14 protein-coding genes and 1 pseudogene are annotated in these 14,665 nt (G+C 52.2%); 7 read left to right on the forward strand and 8 right to left on the reverse strand.

Annotation, left to right across the window (positions count from 1 at the left end; genetic code table 11):
* Positions 1 to 9: 9 nt before the first annotated feature.
* Positions 10 to 457 (reverse strand): annotated as a pseudogene (locus ACZ5PT_RS19185) (DDE-type integrase/transposase/recombinase); the annotation flags it as partial.
* A gap of 73 nt (positions 458 to 530) precedes the next feature.
* Here ACZ5PT_RS19185 and ACZ5PT_RS19190 point away from each other — a divergent pair.
* Genes ACZ5PT_RS19190 through ACZ5PT_RS19205 form a run of 4 tightly spaced genes read left to right on the forward strand, consistent with a single transcriptional unit; the run spans position 531 to position 3,979 of the window.
* Positions 531 to 1,145, forward strand: a complete 615-nt coding sequence (locus ACZ5PT_RS19190) for a paraquat-inducible protein A (protein ID WP_464264621.1) — start codon at positions 531 to 533, stop codon at positions 1,143 to 1,145.
* Complete coding sequence (locus ACZ5PT_RS19195) at positions 1,127 to 1,768, forward strand: paraquat-inducible protein A (protein WP_464264622.1); 642 nt, start codon at positions 1,127 to 1,129, stop codon at positions 1,766 to 1,768. Before ACZ5PT_RS19190 ends, ACZ5PT_RS19195 begins: the two co-directional genes overlap by 19 nt.
* Positions 1,758 to 3,371, forward strand: a complete 1,614-nt coding sequence (locus ACZ5PT_RS19200; RefSeq protein WP_464264623.1) for a PqiB family protein — start codon at positions 1,758 to 1,760, stop codon at positions 3,369 to 3,371. Before ACZ5PT_RS19195 ends, ACZ5PT_RS19200 begins: the two co-directional genes overlap by 11 nt.
* Positions 3,368 to 3,979, forward strand: a complete 612-nt coding sequence (locus ACZ5PT_RS19205; protein WP_464264624.1) for a PqiC family protein — start codon at positions 3,368 to 3,370, stop codon at positions 3,977 to 3,979. Before ACZ5PT_RS19200 ends, ACZ5PT_RS19205 begins: the two co-directional genes overlap by 4 nt.
* Positions 3,980 to 4,062: 83 nt before the next feature.
* On the opposite strand, the gene ACZ5PT_RS19210 is transcribed toward ACZ5PT_RS19205, so the two are convergent.
* Positions 4,063 to 5,340 carry an Hsp70 family protein gene (locus ACZ5PT_RS19210; protein ID WP_464264625.1) on the reverse strand — a complete coding sequence of 426 codons (1,278 nt, stop codon included), beginning with the start codon at positions 5,338 to 5,340 and terminating at the stop codon, positions 4,063 to 4,065.
* 289 nt (positions 5,341 to 5,629) lie between these two features.
* On the opposite strand from ACZ5PT_RS19210, the gene ACZ5PT_RS19215 reads away from it, so the two are divergent.
* The 3 genes from ACZ5PT_RS19215 (at position 5,630) to ACZ5PT_RS19225 (ending at position 7,774) form a co-directional block, all read left to right on the forward strand.
* The gene (locus ACZ5PT_RS19215; protein WP_464264626.1) at positions 5,630 to 6,097 is read left to right on the forward strand and encodes a MarR family winged helix-turn-helix transcriptional regulator; all 468 of its coding nucleotides are present in this window, start codon (positions 5,630 to 5,632) and stop codon (positions 6,095 to 6,097) included.
* On the forward strand, positions 6,094 to 7,452 hold the full coding sequence (lpdA, locus tag ACZ5PT_RS19220; RefSeq protein ID WP_464264627.1) for a dihydrolipoyl dehydrogenase: 1,359 nt from the start codon (positions 6,094 to 6,096) through the stop codon (positions 7,450 to 7,452). Before ACZ5PT_RS19215 ends, lpdA begins: the two co-directional genes overlap by 4 nt.
* A 67-nt stretch (positions 7,453 to 7,519) precedes the next feature.
* On the forward strand, positions 7,520 to 7,774 hold the full coding sequence (locus tag ACZ5PT_RS19225) for a TIGR03905 family TSCPD domain-containing protein (protein ID WP_464264628.1): 255 nt from the start codon (positions 7,520 to 7,522) through the stop codon (positions 7,772 to 7,774).
* A gap of 200 nt (positions 7,775 to 7,974) precedes the next feature.
* On the opposite strand, the gene ACZ5PT_RS19230 is transcribed toward ACZ5PT_RS19225, so the two are convergent.
* The 6 genes from ACZ5PT_RS19230 to ACZ5PT_RS19255 all read right to left on the reverse strand — a co-directional run bounded on the left by ACZ5PT_RS19230 (position 7,975) and on the right by ACZ5PT_RS19255 (position 14,656).
* Complete coding sequence (locus ACZ5PT_RS19230) at positions 7,975 to 8,676, reverse strand: ion transporter (RefSeq protein ID WP_464264629.1); 702 nt, start codon at positions 8,674 to 8,676, stop codon at positions 7,975 to 7,977.
* Positions 8,677 to 9,038: 362 nt separating this feature from the next.
* Positions 9,039 to 9,854, reverse strand: coding sequence for a substrate-binding periplasmic protein (locus tag ACZ5PT_RS19235; RefSeq protein ID WP_464266772.1), 816 nt, complete (start codon positions 9,852 to 9,854; stop codon positions 9,039 to 9,041).
* 5 nt (positions 9,855 to 9,859) lie between these two features.
* Positions 9,860 to 12,064: a hybrid sensor histidine kinase/response regulator gene (locus tag ACZ5PT_RS19240; RefSeq protein WP_464264630.1), complete on the reverse strand. Its 2,205-nt coding sequence runs from the start codon at positions 12,062 to 12,064 to the stop codon at positions 9,860 to 9,862.
* 79 nt (positions 12,065 to 12,143) lie between these two features.
* Positions 12,144 to 12,887 (reverse strand): substrate-binding periplasmic protein, encoded by a 744-nt coding sequence (locus tag ACZ5PT_RS19245; RefSeq protein WP_464264631.1) that lies wholly within the window; start codon positions 12,885 to 12,887, stop codon positions 12,144 to 12,146.
* Between the two features lie 234 nt (positions 12,888 to 13,121).
* The gene (locus ACZ5PT_RS19250; RefSeq protein ID WP_464264632.1) at positions 13,122 to 14,186 is read right to left on the reverse strand and encodes a protein-glutamate methylesterase/protein-glutamine glutaminase; all 1,065 of its coding nucleotides are present in this window, start codon (positions 14,184 to 14,186) and stop codon (positions 13,122 to 13,124) included.
* 71 nt (positions 14,187 to 14,257) lie between these two features.
* Positions 14,258 to 14,656, reverse strand: a complete 399-nt coding sequence (locus tag ACZ5PT_RS19255) for a response regulator (protein WP_464264633.1) — start codon at positions 14,654 to 14,656, stop codon at positions 14,258 to 14,260.
* Positions 14,657 to 14,665: the final 9 nt, after the last annotated feature.

A 14,665-nucleotide genomic window follows, 5' to 3' on the forward strand; every position in this document is an offset into this window, starting at 1 on the left:
TTGTAGTGGTCAACTATTCCAGGACAGCGGGTTAGGTTTTTCTTCTGCCATGACTTGGTGCAAATCCACCATTGATCTGGTGCGGTCGGTAGCAGTTGTAATAATCCATCAAATAATGGCCAACATCTTTCTTTGCCGCAGCGAATGTTTTGTACCCCCCTGACGGCATCCATTCACTTTCATAACTACGGAATACACGTTCCATTGGTGCAATATCCCAGCAATTCCCTCGACGACTCATGCTTTTCTTCACGTGGTAACGCCAGAGACGTTGACGGAACAATTTGCTGGCATATTGACTGCCTTGGTCCGAATGGAACATCACACCACGTGGCTTCCCGCGTAACTGATAGTCCAGGGCCGCAATAAGCAATTCAGCATCGGGCCGTTCAGACAGGCTCCAGCCAACAACGCGACGTGCGTAAAGATCCAATACGACAGCAAGGTACACCCACCGGCGCGTCTTGCAATAAATCCCTGAAAAGACGTTATACTTTTTTCATAACTTAACTGAAGACAGAGACCCGAGCATGAGCATGATTGCCTGCCACCAGTGTGATCTTATCCATCACATTCCGCCGCTGCCGGAGAGGACCACGGCCCGCTGCACGCGCTGCGGCGCCCTGCTGCTACGGACCAAAGCAAATAGTATCGACCGCACTCTGGCACTGCTGTTGGCCGGACTGATCCTCTTCAGCCTGGCCTGCAGCTTCCCCTTTCTGGCGATCCGCAGTGGCACCAGCACGCAGGAAACCGCCTTGGTAACCGGGGTGAATAACCTTTACCAGCAGGGCATGCCCGGCCTAGCGACCCTGGTCCTGTTGACCTGCGTGCTGATCCCCCTGCTACAGATGCTGACCTTGCTGTACGTGCTGGCTCCGCTCAAATTCAACCAGGCGGCGCCTTTTGCCAGCAACGTGTTCCGCTGGCACCGTATCCTGCAGCCCTGGGGGATGATGGAGATTTTCATGCTGGGCATTGTCGTCGCCCTGGTAAAACTAAGCGCCATGGCGACCATCATTCCCGGCATTGCCCTGATCGCTTTCGCCGTGCTGATTTTCGTGCTGGCGGCAATGTTCAGTGTGCTCGAGCCGCAACTGGTGTGGAGAAAACTGATGGAGATACGATGCAGAACGGCGCCCTGACTGCCAAACAACTGGGCCTGATCAGCTGCCACGACTGCCACTTTCTGGCTCGGCGCCCGCAACTGGCCGGCCAGCAGCACGCAGCCTGCCCGCGCTGCGGTGCGGTGTTGCATCAACGGACGCCGAACAGTATCGGCCGCACCTGGGCACTGCTGCTGGTGGCACTGTTGCTCTATCTGCCGGCCAATCTCCTGCCGATGACCATCACAACGACTTTTGGCCAGCAGCAGACCGATACCATCATGAGCGGCGTCCTCTATTTTCTGCGTGACGGTTCCTGGGTGGTCGCCTTGGTGATTTTTGTCGCCAGCATCGTCGTACCCTTGATGAAGCTGCTGATTTTGTTTTTCCTCCTGCTTTCGGTCCAGTTGCGTTCCAACTGGCGACCGCGGGAACGCACCCAACTCTACCGCCTGACCGAGGCCGTCGGCCGCTGGTCGATGGTCGATATATACGTCGTAACCATCCTTATTGCCCTGGTTAAGCTGGGCGCGGTAGCCAACATTAACGCCGGACCGGCCAGCGGCTACTTTGCCACTCTGGTCGTAATAACCATGCTGGCGGCAGAAAGTTTTGATCCCCGCCTAATCTGGGATGCCCTGGAGGATAACGATGAACGATGAGCAGCGCCCCTTAAGCAGGCAGGTACCGCTGGCGGAAATCCACAGCAAACGCGGCGTTTCGATTGTCTGGGTGGTGCCGCTGGTCGCCCTGCTGATCGGCGCCTGGATGGGCTACCAAGCCTGGTCTGAGCAGGGGCCCACGATTACCATCAGCTTCGCCAGCGCGGAAGGCCTGCAGAAAAATCAAACCAGGGTCAAATACAAGGAGGTGGACATCGGCAAGGTGGCGGCCATCAAGTTAAGCGATGACCTGTCACGCGTGCTGGTCACGGTGGAGATGGATAAGGCCGCCGAAAGTTACCTGACGGAGGATACGCTTTTCTGGATCGTCAGGGCACGGGTGACGGCAGATGAGATTTCCGATCTGGGCACCCTTTTTTCCGGGGCATATATCGGCATGGAACCGGGCAAGACCGGCCATTCGCGCACAGAATTCTCGGGCCTGGGAATCGCTCCGGTGTTGCCGGGGACCTTGCCGGGACAGTATTTCATCCTGCACGCCGAGGATCTTGGTTCGATCAACATCGGCTATCCGGTTTATTACCGCAAGATAAAGGTCGGGCAGGTCGTCAGCTACGAGCTGGACGCCGTCAGCGACCGACTGAACATCCAGGTCTTTATCAAAGCGCCCTTCCACCACAAGGTGACCCCAGGAAGCCGATTTTATCATGCCTCAGGGATTAAGGTCGGGATTGACGCCAGCGGGCTGAAGGTCTCCACCGAGTCGCTGGCCGCGCTGCTGCTCGGCGGCATCGCCTTTGAAACCCCGACCAAGCTGTTGGCGGATCAGTCCCCCACCGGCAGCGCCGACTTTATAATCTATCCTGACCGGGAGAGCATCAGCCAGCACCACTACGGCATCAAAGAAAGGTACCTGCTCGTCTTCAAAGACCCGGTCCACGGCCTGAGTGTTGGTGCCCCGGTTGAATTTCAGGGCGTTGCAGTCGGCCAAGTGCTGGCTGTCGACCTCAACTTCGATGGCGCCGCCATGGAGTTCAGCAGCCCAGTACTGATTGAACTTGAACCGCAGCGGATCGTCGAGGTGAAGCCCGGCAGGGCCGAGGATCAGCCCCTGATCGAGTACTTGATCGAGCATGGCTTGCGCGGGCAACTGAAAAGCGGAAACCTGCTGACCGGTCAGCTACTGGTCGACATGACGATTGTGCCCACCGCCCCGGCGGAGAAAATCGGTCGCACCGGACCCTACCCGGTGGTGCCGACAGTGCCGATGTCGCTACCGCTGGACGAGCTTCTGGCGAGCACGGAAAGAGTGCTGGCAAAACTGGAAAAACTGCCGGCCGAAGAAATTGCCGCGGAGCTGCGATCATTGCTGGCGACCATGGATGGAACCCTGCAACAGAGCAAAACCCTGCTCGGCGACATCAACCAGGATATTTTACCCGCAGCCATTGGCGCTATGCAGCAATTCCAGACCAGCGTAAGGAGCCTCGAAAAGAGCTTTAACGCCGAGTCCGGTGCTGGCCGGGAGATGCGCAAAACGCTGCAAGAGCTGGGCAAAGCTGCACGTTCAATCCGGGTCCTGAGTGACTATCTGCAACGCCACCCGGAAGCGCTGCTGCGCGGAAAGGGTGAGGTCCAATGAGGCGACAGAATGCAGATAAGGGCATGGGCTGGCTGCTGCCGCTGCTAATCCTGACCTGCCAGCTCCTGACGGCCTGCGCAAGCAGCCCGAAGGCCAACTTCTACACCCTCGCCGCGGGACAGTCCCAAGAGCAGCTCTGTAGCGCGGACCAGGCGTGGCAGCTTAAAATCGACCTGCTGCATTTCCCCGAGCTGCTGGCACAACCACAGATTGCCACCCGCCCCCAGCCGAACCGCATAGAATACGCAGAATTCCACCGTTGGGCCGCGCCACTGGAAAGTGATTTCCAGCAAATTCTGGCGGCAAATCTGCAGCAGCGCTGTCGCCACCTCCAGGTCATCCCAGAGTCCTGGCCCGGAGGTTCTACCGCCACCTACCAGCTCAGTCTCGATGTCCGCCGTTTCGACGGTAGGCGCGGAGAAAGCGCAACACTCTCAGTCCAATGGATGATCAGGGGTGAACACCAGGAGGTTGCCCTCGCCAGGCGACAGAGTGACTTTATCGAACCGGTAAGCGAACCCAGTTACGCCGCTCTGGTCGCCGCACAAAGCCGCACGGTAGCGAGCCTAGCCAGGGAAATTCTCCAGGCCTGCCCGCGCCGCGAGTAAAGACAAAAAAGAGCGGGGGGAGTCATCTTTGACCAACGATGACGGACCAACAGCAAAGCGGCGTGCCGTCGGCAAGCAACAGCTCAGACAAACAGCGGAACGCTGGCGCCGAGGCCATGCACGACGCTGGTGAAGGCATCCCGAGTTTGCGCCGTTCCCTGCCCGAAGCGCGCGGCAAACAGCTGCTGGATATGGGGAATCTTTGAGGTCCCGCCGGTCAGGGAGACGGTATCAATCTGCGCCGCGCTCAATCCGGACTGGGCAATAACCTCATCGATACAGTTTTCGATCTTGCCGAAATTTACCGCGTTGATGGCCTCAAACTCATCCTTGTCAATCGCCTCGTTGAGGCACAGATCACATTCCGTAAAGCGGATCGTCGCCCTATCAGCACTGGACAGCTCGCACTTGGCCTTTTCAATGGCCTGAAACAGAGCAAAGCCGAAATTTTCCTCAATAATGTTCTCCAGATGCTCAATGGCCGGACGATCATCGGTGCTGCATTTGATCGTGCTGATCAGCTCCCTGGTTTTACGGGCGCGCAACAACGGGATCCGATGCCACTGGCAGAGGGTGTGGATGAGGCTGGCGGGGATATTGCTCCACTGCTCGCTACCCATCGATTTATAGCGCGCATGGCGGCCGAAATATTTTGCCACCTTATCCCACATGACCTGCGAATCAAACTTGTCTCCAGCCACATAAACCCCGCCCAAGGAGAGCACATCACTGCGTCGGTCGGAGCGCTCAAAAGCGCCGCCCTTAACCCGAATCACCGAAAAATCCGAGGTGCCGCCACCAAAATCACCGATAAACACAACCCGCTCCTGTCCCGCCGACAAGGTCTCTTCATAGGCGAGCGCTGCGGCAACCGGTTCGTACTGAAACCAGACATTCTTAAAGCCTGCCTTGCGGGCCGCCCTTTCGAGGTGCTGTTCGGCCGCAGCATCCTTGCGGGCATCGGGGGAAAAGACCACCGGACGCCCCAAGACGACACTCTCAACGGCACAGCCGACATGCGCCTCGCCACAGGCCTTGAGTTTTTTGAGAATGATGGCCACCAGATCGTCGATAGCGTAGCGCTTGCCAAACACCTCGGTACCTTGAAAACTGGCGCTCGGCAGAAAGGTCTTTATCGACTGCATAAAACGGCCGGCAGCCCCATCTGCGACATATTGGCAGATGGCCTCATTGCCGGTAAAGATCTCCTGGTCCTCACTGAAATAGAGTACCGAGCGCATCAAGCTGCTGAGCTGCCTATTATCATCAACGGCAACCACTTCAACCGTGCCATTCCGATAGACGGAAAGCGCCGAATTGGTGGTCCCAAAGTCGATGCCGAATACGATCTGCAATTGCATACTCCTTAATAGGCCAGAAAACCTGGGTGATTTATCTTCCCTATCGCATTCCAACGAGAACACGGGACTGAAGGTTTTATTCGATTTCGCGCCCAGAAGGCAAGAGAATAAGACAAAAGAAGGCGACCGCTGGAATCGGCTGGTCAACCAGCGGAGCTAAGGACTGACCGGTTTTTCCAGAGCGCTAAGTGGGACAGAGGGGGCTGCCAGAAAGGCTAGGAAAAAATCCTTGACAACTACATAGCGTGCTATCTAATATCCATAGCACGCTATTCAACGTGAGGAGACTATGGAACCTTCAGTCAATGAGAACCTGTGCTACAAGCTGCACTATCTGACCCGGGTACTGATGCTGCAGTTAAATGATGAAATTAAATCGCATGGAGTGTCACAGGGGCAACTCCCGGTGCTTTGCTGCCTGAGTGAAGATGAAGGCCAAACCCAGGCCGAGCTTTGTGCCCAAATCCAGGTGGAACAACCAACGATGGCCAACACTCTTCGGCGCATGGAGCGAGACGGCCTGATCTATCGGACTGCCTGCGAACAAGACAAACGCCAATCGCGGATATTTTTAACCGAGCAGACCCGCCCCACGGTTGACACATTACAGAAGAAACGGGACGTAGTTCTTTCCCGGATGACGCGCCACATGTTGCCGGAAGAGCTGGAAACCTTCCACCGGCTGCTCGATCTGGCCATGCAGGCGCTGGAACATTCGCAAGCAGACGAATCCAACCAAATACAGGAGCAAGAATGAAAACGTTTGATGTTGTAATCATCGGTGGTGGCCCTGGCGGTATGCAGGCAGGGATGATGCTTGCCCAGATGGGCAAATCGGTTGCGCTGATTCAAGAGAGTCAGGACAGCTTCGGCGGCGTCTGCCTGAACCGTGGCTGTATGCCGACCAAATCCTTACTCAAGGCGGCTAAGATTTACCGCGATGCCAATCAGGCAGAAAAATATGGGCTGGATCTGCTTGCTGCACCGGTCGATTTGGATCGGCTGCTGGCAGTCACCAATAACGATCTGGATAATTTACGGGCGATGGTTGAGGGGATGATGGGCGGAGCCCCGATTGCCACTTTCCGCGGCAAAGGCTCCTTCCAGTCTGATCACGAAATTCTGGTCACGCAGGCAGACGACAGTACTGAACTGTTGCGCGGCGAACAGATCATTATCGCGACCGGTTCGGAATCAGTCGAACTTCCTTTTGCGCCCTTTGACGGCCGGTACATCCTTTCGAGTGACCAGATACTGAAAAACACCGAACGGCCGAAAAGACTGTTGATTATCGGCGGCGGCGCCATCGGTTGTGAATTCGCCACGATGTATCATTCTTTCGGCAGCCAAGTTGTTCTGGTGGAAGCACTGGATACGCTGTTGCCCCGCGAAGATCAAGAAGCAGGAAATGCGTTGCAAGCAGCCTTTGAAAATCAGGGTGTCGTCGTAAAAACCAGAACGACAATTGAGCAGCTAACCGTCCAAGACGGACAGGTAAAAGTTAAATATCAGGGCCACGACGCAACCGAGACCGTCGACAAAGTGCTGGTCGGTGTCGGCCGCAAGCCGAACATTGCCGGGCTCAATCTGGAGGTTGCCGAGGTGAAAACTGAACGGGGAGCAATCAGCGTCAATGAATTCATGCAGACCAGTGTCCCCCATATCTACGCTTTGGGTGATGTCATCGGCGGTCTGATGCTGGCACACGCGGCAGAAAAAGAAGGGCAGCTGCTCGCTATGAACATGGCGCAAGAAACCAAGATTCCTCTTGAGGAATCGGCTGTGCCGCGCGTTGCCTTCAGTCATCCAGAAGTGGCTGCTGTGGGGGTTAGTGAGAGCAAAACCGGCATCAGAAGCTTCACCATGCCGCAGGTACCGAACGGCCGTTCAGTGGTCGACAAGGTTGCCCCTGCCTTTGTGAAGCTGTTCATCGACGAGGAGAGCACCGTTATTGTCGGCGCGATCATCATCGGCGAAGCAGCAACAGAAATGATTCACGAAATGGCGTTGGCGGTCGAAAATCGACTGACCCTGGGACAGATCGGCAAGACCGTTCATGCGCACCCGACCCATTCGACAAATGTTGTCAGGGCTGTGCATCATTTCAACTAGGTACGAAAAACAATGGCCTGATAGGCCAATCTTTCGCAAAAACAAACTGAACGACACCGGAGCAGTAATGAAAACGACCTATACGACCCAAGGGACATGTGCCAAATTTATAGATATCGAAATCGATGGTGAAAAGATCGAACGAGTCAACTTTATTGGTGGCTGTGCTGGAAATACACAGGGGCTTTCTGTGCTACTGAAGGGGTTGACCATAGATGTGGTCATTTCTCAGCTAAAAGGAATCTCGTGCCGGGGCAACACAAGCTGCCCAGATCAGTTAGCTCAGGCCCTAGAATCGATGCTGATGAAAAAAGCCTCTTAGTGACACTAAACGTAGTATCGGTCAGATCACGTCGAGACTACGATAAATCAACAATAGTGGGCCTGCGGATAAAACCGCGGGCCCTTTTGCTCAGCCAGACAGGTCATCTCCCTTCGGGCAGACCTCCAACCTACCCGATAAATTCAATTACGAGCTCAGAGGGCAATCCTAGCAGTCGGATCGTCAAGCCAATTGATACGTCACGGCCGCTCGTCTTCCCTGGCCTTGGACAGCGCTGATGCGACAAGACCGGTAGGTACGGCAACGACTCCAAGTCCAATCATCAGCACGAAGAACGTAAAAACACGACCACCAGCAGTCAGCGGACAAATGTCACCATAACCTACCGTTGTCAGGGTACAGACAGACCACCATAGGCTGGTGAATATCGAGGTGAACACTTCAGGTTGGGCCTCATTCTCGAACAAGTAAATACCAGCGCCTGCCAGATAAAAGACGATGGATGCGGTAACGGCAAAAAGGACAAGCTCCTCTTTGACCATGATGAACGCTTTGCGAAAGCGTCTGATCGCCTTGCTGTACCTTAAAAGTTTGAACGCTCTGAACAATCTAAGCAGCCTGAAAGCTCTGAGCGACCGCAGGTCCAAACCGGTAGAAAGATAGAATGGCAGAATTGCCAGCAGGTCAATGACCGCATAAAAGCTGAAGACAAAATGAACCTTCCGGTCCGCCACAAGCAGCCGCAGAAGATACTCCAGCGTAAAGACAGCGACGGTGGACACCTCTATGGCACGCAGAAGATCCCTTGTTTCCGCACTCAGCGTTGGGAGTGTATCGATAGAGAACGCGACAAGAGAGAGGACGATTAGTCCCTGGATGACGAGATCAAAGACCAAGCCGGGCACAGTGGTGTTGTTCTCTATGATTTGCTTGATATCCACTGTACCCCCCTCCGCCTCATTTTTTTTGCTTATGACGAAAAATGGTAGTAAAGAAGGATCACGAAGGATGCCAAAAAGAAGATTGCACAAGCAATAAATCCAAGCGCAAATTTCTTATAATCTTTTTTTTCCTGGATATAGTCTTCGGAATTGCTTTGCGTCATAGTGTCCTCCCGTGAAAGAAACAAACCATCCAAATATAAAAACAAACGCACCCAAAGCGGGTAGCGGGCCTGAAATCCTCTTTTTCTTTTTAATGTAGAAGGCTTGCCCTCGTCAATCGAAAAACCCTCTGCATTCGCACATCTTTAGCAACTTTTTTCTCAATCCTTCCGATTGGAATCCGCTGGTGTGATTTTTCTTCAAGGTATTTTGGGGGTAAATTCATCAATAATCTGATCAAAACTCCCATCCCGCTTCATCTCATCCAACGCCTCAGACATCTCTTGAACAAATTCATGGCTGACTGTTTTCTTGGAAAAAAGCAGATAGGTTGGCCACGTCAGAACAACGGCATCGTTCCCTGTTTTTGACTCTTGAACCCGATCTATTTGCCCCATAAGTTCTTGCTCGGACAGCAAGTGGGTGACCGGTAGATTATCTCCAACAAAAAGATCGATCCGGTTGGCTAATAACATGCGGACGCTCTGTTCGGTGGAGTCGGTCAGGATCACTTTTTTGAAGCGGTGATTATCCAGGGCCTTGCGAAAGCCCCCGGATCCATAAAGATAGCCTCTGCGGACACCGATTCTGAGTGTCTCCATGCCTGCATAATTTTTGTCCAGGGCAAAAGCAGAGTTCTTTCTTTTAAAGAGATAATACTTTTGCAAAATCAAAACGCTATCAGCGTAAATCCCCCACCGCTGCCGACCTTCGTTTTTACCGGCATTGAATAGGAGATCGGCCTGACCAATTTCCGTGCGCATGACCGCCCGCTTCCACGGATAAAAATTGAAATTAACCTGTTTCACGCCAGCTCGTCTAGCCGCCGCCTGGATGATTCGTACCGCCAGACCGGTTGGCATTCCAGCTTCTTGATATTCGTAGGGGGGATAATTCAGGGTGGCTGCCTCTAATGCTCGATTTTTATCAAAGGTAAAAGCTACCCCTGGGAGAAACAAACAGAAAACCAGCAGAATAAAAGAACAAGCAACCGTTTTGTTCAACACAGTTTTCATGTCGGTCACGGCCTCCCTGAATCACCACTTTGAGGAGAAGAATGGTGACCGGCATCGGCTAAAATCTTCCTGATAGTAGAGGTCAACCTTGCCCTGTCCACAGGCTTTTGTAAGAATTCGCGAACACCCATCTGCCTGACATCTTCCTCAGATATTTTAGCACTGAAGCCACTACAAAGGATAATGGGGATATCCTGCCTGATCATCATTAGTTCACTGGCCAACTCGATTCCAGACAACCCAGGCATCGTCAGGTCGGTAAGAACCAAATCAAAATCAGCCGGGCTTTTCTTGAAAAGATCCAGCGCTTCGGTACTGCTGGTCATGCTGGTGACCTGGTAGCCTTGGGAACCCAACAGCTCAACATACATCGCGGCAATACCTTCCTCATCATCAACAACAAGGATCTTCTCGCTACCTAACGATAACGATTCCGGTGTAATTGCAACCGCTGTTGTTACTGCCTCTTCGATGGTGGGAAGATAAACGTTAAATGTCGTTCCATGATCAAGGCTGCTGTCAACAGTAATAAATCCACCATGTTTTTTGATTGTACCATGCACAACCGACAGTCCCATACCGGTTCCCTTATTGACCTCCTTGGTGGTGAAAAAAGGATCAAATATTCGGTCCATGGTCTTCTTGTCCATACCACTACCAGTATCTCTAATTGAGAGCTTGGCATAGCTGCCGATCTGCGCCCCGGATATGGTGGGGATATCCTGACTTGCCAGTTCCAGCCCTTCCAGCGCAACCGTCAACAGTCCTTTTTCATGCATAGCATGAACAGCATTTGTGCAGAGATTGAAGACAACCTGTTGTAATTGAGTTGCATTGGCATTCACGTAAACAGAAACATTCTCAATCGAGCATGCAATTTCAACCGAAGTGGGAATTGTTGAGCGCAAGAGTCTTAAGGATTCACCAACAACAAGTTTAAGGTCAACAGGCTCAAAGGCCTGTTCGTGTTGACGGCTGAAAGCAAGGATTTGCTTTACAAGATTTATTGCGCGGCCGGTGGCGCTTTTGACGTTACCAATATTTTTATCGAAAGAATTTCCGGCCTTATGCTTCCGTTGGAGGATCTCTATATTGCCCTCAATAATTGCCAGCAAATTATTAAAATCGTGGGCAATACCACCGGCCATGGTACCGATGGCTTCCATTTTGTGAGCTTGTAAGAGTTGCTCTTCAAGTCTTTTTAAATTGCTAACATCAATACCGATTCCACGCAGCCCCATAACCTGACCGTCTTTTGTAATGGGACTTGAAAATGAAAGCATGGGAAAAGTGGAACCATCTTTCCTTACCGCAAGATACTCACTGCCTTCTTCATTTTGCCGGCCGGAGAGTATTGATTTGACGTTCTCACGAGCGCGAGCAACATCGCTTTCACAGATCAGTTCCGTCAGCAACAGACCAGAATGAATGTCTGCGGGGCTGTACAGTGTGATGTCGAAGCTGGTTTGATTGGTGTATGTTATGCGGCCATCAAGATCGGTTTCATAAACTATCCCCGGCAATAAATTCGCCAATTCTCGAAATCGACTTTCGCTATTCTGCAGTGACAATTCACGCCGCTGAATTACTTCAGCCATATTATAGAATTTCTGCACAACAGCGGTCAGTTCTCGCGCGGGAATATCGAGTGGCGGACTGTCATAATTCCCCTTAGCCAGTTGCTCCGTCCAGACTTCCAGGATTCTCAATGGCTTTATGAGATACTCTCGAATTAGCTTTTGCATGACAATAAACAAAGACGCGACAATCAAAAGGGCAACAATAACGCTGTAAGTCAGCAGACGGGAAAGCATGGCAGAATAACCGGACCCACTTAGACCAATTTCGATATGGCCGATAATTTCACCATCATGTGCGATCTGCCTCTGCCCATAGATGGTTTTTTCATCAATGGCTTTCTCACGCTGAAAAATTGCTTCTTCGGTCCCCAAAGAGAAAACCTTCAAACTCACGACATCGGCACTTGCCATATAGGCGTCACCAATCAACACAATCGTGTTTTCATCGAAAGACCATAGCGGAGCATCAAGGCTGTTGCTTAGCAACGTTAACTGATGGGTTAATTGTTTCTGGTGGGCCAATTGGGCTTGAATCAGAACCGTCCAGTAATTGACGGTCAATGCGACAGCAAAGGCACCAACAATCAACAAGGCAATTCCGGTTGAGATTTTTTTTGCAATACTTTGCATGGCTATAGTCTACGGAAACAGTCGTGAGCTCAATTGATTGACCTTCTCTTTTCCGAACGATTTTTTATGGCAATCCCAATCAGAGACCGTAATCTCGAGTGATCTCAGCGTAAGTCTGGGTCGCTTTGAGCTTCTGCAGTTGCTTGTTGAATCGAGCAACGAAATCCTGATCGACCCTTTTTTTAGAGAAACCGATAAACAGCGGGTTAACGGTAACCGGAGGAGACAGAAACCTGATTTTATCGGTCGCTGACATTTTTTTCGCGAAATAAGTAATGACTTTCGAGTTGCCAATGCCTAAATCGATGCGTTTGTTCTGCACCAGCATGATGAGTTGCTCGGCACTTTTGGCAACCGTTTTGTTAGGAAAATCCATACTGTCAAATTCTTTGCCATAGCTGTAATTGTCCATGACGCCAACCTTAAGATTGGCCACCTCGACAAGCTTTCCAGAATAATTAAGCGGATTGGAAGGAGAGATAAAAAAACTGTTGTCTTCATCAACCAAGCCGACCTCAGGAAAGCTAAGAAACTGCTCCCGTTCAGCAGTTTTGAATAACGGCATAACAGCATCAACCTTGCCTTCTTTTCCGTAGCTGAGCATACGTTTCCACGGATAGCTGTCATATTGAACTGTGATATTCATCGCTTGCGCCACCAGATTAACGATATCGATGCAGATCCCGCTGGGTTGCTTATTTTCATCAAAGGAGTAAAAAGGTGGATACCCGCTGCCAAGAGCAATGTGGAGTTGTTTCACTTCAGCATGGCCGGTACTGGCCATGACAAGCAAGATGGCAAAAACAATCAGTCCCCGTCTCATAGACACTCCTTGTTGATAACTATAGTAGACGGAGGCTCAAAAGCAATTTGGGGCAGGTCTAAGAAGCAAGAAACAGCCCATAGATAAACGGTGATACAAAGATCAGTAGCGACTGACTAGGGAAGAGATCAACGGAAGAGATGATGCTCTATTCATGGGGGGCCGCGGACGGTATCGGGGGTCTTCGGCCCACGTCCGAAAACAATCAGAAAGTTACAGTCCGATATTATCCAATCAGCATAAATGCAAAATTTCTGCAGCGATATTCTGCAGCGGCAGCGATTTATCAACTCCGCCTCGCTTGACCGCTTCATTCGGCATGCCATAAACAACGGAGGTGGCTTCGTCCTGGGCGATGTTGAAAGCGCCGGCTTCTTTCATTTCCAGCATGCCGCGCGCACCATCATCGCCCATGCCGGTCATTATAATGCCGACACAGTTTTTCCCGGCATAACGAGCGGCGCTACGGAACAAAACATCGACCGAGGGACGATGCCGGGAGACCAACGGCCCATCCTTGACTTCGATATAGTAGCGCGCACCGCTGCGTTTGAGCAGGGCGTGCCGATTCCCCGGCGCGATCAGGGCACGGCCACGAAAAACCGTGTCGCCGTCTTCCGCTTCCTTGACGCTAACCCGGCAGAGTCCGTCTAATCGTCTGGCAAAGGCGGCGGTAAAATTTTCCGGCATATGCTGCACGATGACAATTCCCGGCGTATCGGCGGGGAGTGCCTCGAGAAAAATGCGCAACGCTTCGGTCCCGCCGGTAGAGGCACCGACCACCACCACCTGTTCGGTGGTCTGCACCATTGCCCGCGGTGAGGCTTTTGCCAACATGGCATCGGCTGTCAGTTTGGCACCGACCTTACGGCTTGACGAGCCAAGCGGCTGAACCCTGGCCTGAGCGGCGGCCTTGACCGCATCACAGATCCGCACCTGCGACTCTTGAAGAAATTGCTTGGTGCCGAGCTTCGGCTTTTGAATAATCTCGACCGCCCCGTACTCCAACGCCCGCAGTGCCGTCTCCGAACCTTTATCGGTCAGCGTGGAGCACATCACCACGGGAATCGGGTGCTGACGCATCAGTTTCTGCAGAAAAGTCAGTCCATCCATCCGCGGCATTTCAACATCAAGAGTGATGACATCGGGAATCCCCTCTTTGAGACGCTCGGCAGCAACAATCGGGTCGGTGGCGGTGGCCATGATTTCGATCTCAGGGTCGCTGGAGAGGATCTCCGCCAGGGTCTGACGAACCACTGCCGAGTCATCAACGATCATCACCTTGATTTTTTTTGCCATAAGAAAAACTTTCTGCGTATTGCCGGATAAAGACGGCGCTGCCCTTTAGTCAGAAAACCTTGATTTCCCTGTCAATCGATCAAATTGTATTCCTTAAGGGTTTTTATCAGCTTGAGTTTTTCGATCGGCTTCACCAGGTAGCTGGTGCAGCCGCCCTGGTAGTAGGCTTCGATAACATTTTGCGGAGAATCAAGCGCAGTGGTCATTATGATTTTGGCTTCATTTTGCGCAGAAAGTTCCAAATCTCTTTCGATCCGACGGATCGTCTTGAGCACCTCCTGGCCATTCATCTTCGGCATCATGATGTCGAGGCAGATCAGGTCGTAGCGTTGCCCCTCCTTGGCTGCCAGATTAAAGGCATTAACCGCTTCCTCACCATCTACGGCAATGTCACACTCACCATAAGGTGCGAGCATCTTTTGCAGTAGCCGACGGCTGACGAAGTCATCTTCCACAATCAGAATTTTCATTATTACTCT

Source organism: Desulfuromusa ferrireducens, assembly GCF_055389805.1.

What these genes read in the sequence shown, in the direction of transcription:
- ACZ5PT_RS19190 (WP_464264621.1), top strand. Translation starts at nt 531, where the DNA reads ATGAGCATGATTGCCTGCCACCAGTGTGATCTTATCCATCACATTCCG.
- ACZ5PT_RS19195 (WP_464264622.1), top strand. Translation starts at nt 1,127, where the DNA reads ATGCAGAACGGCGCCCTGACTGCCAAACAACTGGGCCTGATCAGCTGC.
- ACZ5PT_RS19200 (WP_464264623.1), top strand. Translation starts at nt 1,758, where the DNA reads ATGAACGATGAGCAGCGCCCCTTAAGCAGGCAGGTACCGCTGGCGGAA.
- ACZ5PT_RS19205 (WP_464264624.1), top strand. Translation starts at nt 3,368, where the DNA reads ATGAGGCGACAGAATGCAGATAAGGGCATGGGCTGGCTGCTGCCGCTG.
- ACZ5PT_RS19210 (WP_464264625.1), bottom strand. Translation starts at nt 5,340, where the DNA reads ATGCAATTGCAGATCGTATTCGGCATCGACTTTGGGACCACCAATTCG.
- ACZ5PT_RS19215 (WP_464264626.1), top strand. Translation starts at nt 5,630, where the DNA reads ATGGAACCTTCAGTCAATGAGAACCTGTGCTACAAGCTGCACTATCTG.
- lpdA (WP_464264627.1), top strand. Translation starts at nt 6,094, where the DNA reads ATGAAAACGTTTGATGTTGTAATCATCGGTGGTGGCCCTGGCGGTATG.
- ACZ5PT_RS19225 (WP_464264628.1), top strand. Translation starts at nt 7,520, where the DNA reads ATGAAAACGACCTATACGACCCAAGGGACATGTGCCAAATTTATAGAT.
- ACZ5PT_RS19235 (WP_464266772.1), bottom strand. Translation starts at nt 9,854, where the DNA reads ATGAAAACTGTGTTGAACAAAACGGTTGCTTGTTCTTTTATTCTGCTG.
- ACZ5PT_RS19240 (WP_464264630.1), bottom strand. Translation starts at nt 12,064, where the DNA reads ATGCAAAGTATTGCAAAAAAAATCTCAACCGGAATTGCCTTGTTGATT.
- ACZ5PT_RS19245 (WP_464264631.1), bottom strand. Translation starts at nt 12,887, where the DNA reads ATGAGACGGGGACTGATTGTTTTTGCCATCTTGCTTGTCATGGCCAGT.
- ACZ5PT_RS19250 (WP_464264632.1), bottom strand. Translation starts at nt 14,186, where the DNA reads ATGGCAAAAAAAATCAAGGTGATGATCGTTGATGACTCGGCAGTGGTT.
- ACZ5PT_RS19255 (WP_464264633.1), bottom strand. Translation starts at nt 14,656, where the DNA reads ATGAAAATTCTGATTGTGGAAGATGACTTCGTCAGCCGTCGGCTACTG.